The 2310-nt window shown below is 38.9% G+C and carries 3 protein-coding genes; all 3 read right to left on the bottom strand.

Annotated features, from left to right (window positions below; translation table 11 throughout):
* Positions 1 to 21: 21 nt before the first annotated feature.
* On the bottom strand, positions 22 to 825 hold the full coding sequence (gene minD, locus V7659_RS18395) for a septum site-determining protein MinD (protein ID WP_335541242.1): 804 nt from the start codon (positions 823 to 825) through the stop codon (positions 22 to 24).
* Position 826: 1 nt separating this feature from the next.
* Positions 827 to 1507 carry a septum site-determining protein MinC gene (gene minC / locus V7659_RS18390; protein WP_335541241.1) on the bottom strand — a complete coding sequence of 227 codons (681 nt, stop codon included), beginning with the start codon at positions 1505 to 1507 and terminating at the stop codon, positions 827 to 829.
* A gap of 152 nt (positions 1508 to 1659) precedes the next feature.
* The gene (mreD, locus tag V7659_RS18385) at positions 1660 to 2178 is read right to left on the bottom strand and encodes a rod shape-determining protein MreD (RefSeq protein ID WP_335541240.1); all 519 of its coding nucleotides are present in this window, start codon (positions 2176 to 2178) and stop codon (positions 1660 to 1662) included.
* Positions 2179 to 2310: the final 132 nt, after the last annotated feature.

Raw genomic sequence — 2310 nt, 5'->3', positions numbered from 1 at the left:
GGGCGCTTCCGCTTTTATGTATTATCGAACACCGAAGAATTTTTTAAGTTTCGTAAACATTCCCTTATCCGCATTTTCAAGCGACTGCAATGGGATTGATTCACCAAGGATTCTTCTCGCAATATTTCGGTAAGCAATCGAAGCTTTGTTATTCGGATTAAGGGCAATCGGTTCCCCGTGATTTGAAGCTTTAATCACTTCATCATCATCAGCGACAATGCCGATGAGTTCGATGGAAAGATGCTGAGTAACTTCATCAATCTCGAGCATATCCCCATTCTTCACCATATGATTTCGAATCCGGTTGATGACCAATTTAGGCGACTCCATATTCGGTTGTTTCTCAAGGAGACCAATGATCCGGTCCGCATCACGAACGGCAGAAGCCTCTGGTGTTGTCACGACAATCGCCTTGTCAGCCCCAGCAATCGCATTTTGGAACCCTTGCTCAATACCCGCTGGGCAATCAATAATAATGTAATCGTAGTCCTGCTTTAATTCGATGATTAGCTCTTTCATTTGCTCTGGCTTCACGGCTGATTTATCAACAGTTTGTGCAGCCGGCAATAAGTATAATAACCCATCAAAACGTTTATCCTTCACAAGGGCTTGATGGATTTTGCATCTTTTTTCAACAACATCGACAAGATCATAAATAATTCTGTTTTCAAGTCCCATGACGACATCCAAGTTACGAAGACCGATGTCAGTATCTACTAAACATACTTTTTTACCTTGAAGGGCTAATGATGTGCCGATATTAGCAGAAGTTGTTGTTTTTCCTACTCCACCCTTACCGGATGTAATTACGATTGCCTCTCCCACTTTAATGTCCCCCTTCTAATCTCGTTAAATTTGGTCTTAATTGGATTAACACTTGTAATCTATCAACAATGATTTGACGGTTTTCATCGATGTAAGCACATTCCATTTCCCGCTTTTCATTGCTTTGAAGGCTGTCTGGTGCACTATTTAAACAATCACTAATTCGAAGCTGAGATGGTTTCATACTAGATGCGGCAATGATTGCTTCATCATTGCCATAGCAGCCTGCATGAGCTATCCCCTTTAACGTTCCCATGATAAAGATGTTTCCACCTGCAATGACCGTTCCACCTGGATTGACATCGCCAATTAACAACAGGTCACCTGGGACTTCGAGGACTTGTCCCGAACGAATAATTCTAGAAACAGTCATTACTTCCGTTTCGGCCAATAGTTCCTCAGCTTCATCCTTCGTGATTACATTCGATTCAATTTCATCCACAACAAAATTCTTTTTTTGGCGAATTAATTCTTTTAGTTCTTCCCGCTGCGGTTCCGTTAAATAGCGGTTACCGATTTCCACTTTGACAGAGGTTAAATGACGCTCATCCTGTGTACTTGAGTTGGCTGAAAGTTTATGATCAAGTTCCCTTTTTAGTTCTTCGTAGGAACAACTATCATCAAGATGCAGGACCAGTCCTTCCTTTGTCCCTTTTATTGTAACATTTTGCCGTTTTTTCATGGAGAATTTTTCACCTCATAATAAGAAAGCAATTTCGAAACAAGCCAGTTCGAGAGGAATATGGACCCTCTAGCCTATTCCGAATCAATAGTCATACTATCCTAATAAAATTTCGACACGATGCGTCCATTCTCCTCTTTTTTAATGAAAAATCATTCGGCTCTTATTGCTTCCGAATGTTTTTCAAAAAGCCACTTTAATGGGTAGGCAGCAATGAGCGTAACAACTGCATTTAGGATAAGGCTTGGGTAAAAACGCAAGTTCATATAACCGATAAAATCAAGGTCTGTTACATGAATTAAATAGTTCATTTCATAAACACCAATCTCCAATAGTGAGACACCGAGAACGGCCGCAAGAAATGCCGTAATAATATTGGCTTGCAAAACCTGCAATAGTTTATAAATCAGATAAGAGATAAATGGAAATAGGAAAAAGTAGATCCCGATAATTTCAACATATACAACATCAAATAAAAGACCAAAAATGGCCGCATAAATAATTCCATGTTTTCTTCCGACAAAAATCGTTAAAAACAAAATAGCAATAAAAAGAAAGTGTGGGACAAATATTCGTTCAAACCCGAAAACCTTTTCGGGTAAATACTCCACAAAAAGACTTTCTACAATAAAAAGCAACAAAAATAAAAGAGGAAGAAGGAATTTTCTCACAAATCTTTCTCCTTCCCATCTGTTGATTGCATATTTACTGGCTGGGTCATTAATCTTTTAATGACAATAACATTTTCAATATCATAAAAGTCTGCACCAGGCTGAACTAAAGCCGTTTGATTTAATCCATAC

This window comes from Neobacillus drentensis (assembly GCF_036966985.1).
GTDB lineage: Bacteria > Bacillota > Bacilli > Bacillales > Cytobacillaceae > Neobacillus > Neobacillus drentensis_E.
Note: the sequence above shows the minus strand (reverse complement) of the source record. Positions and strands in the feature narration are given on the sequence as shown.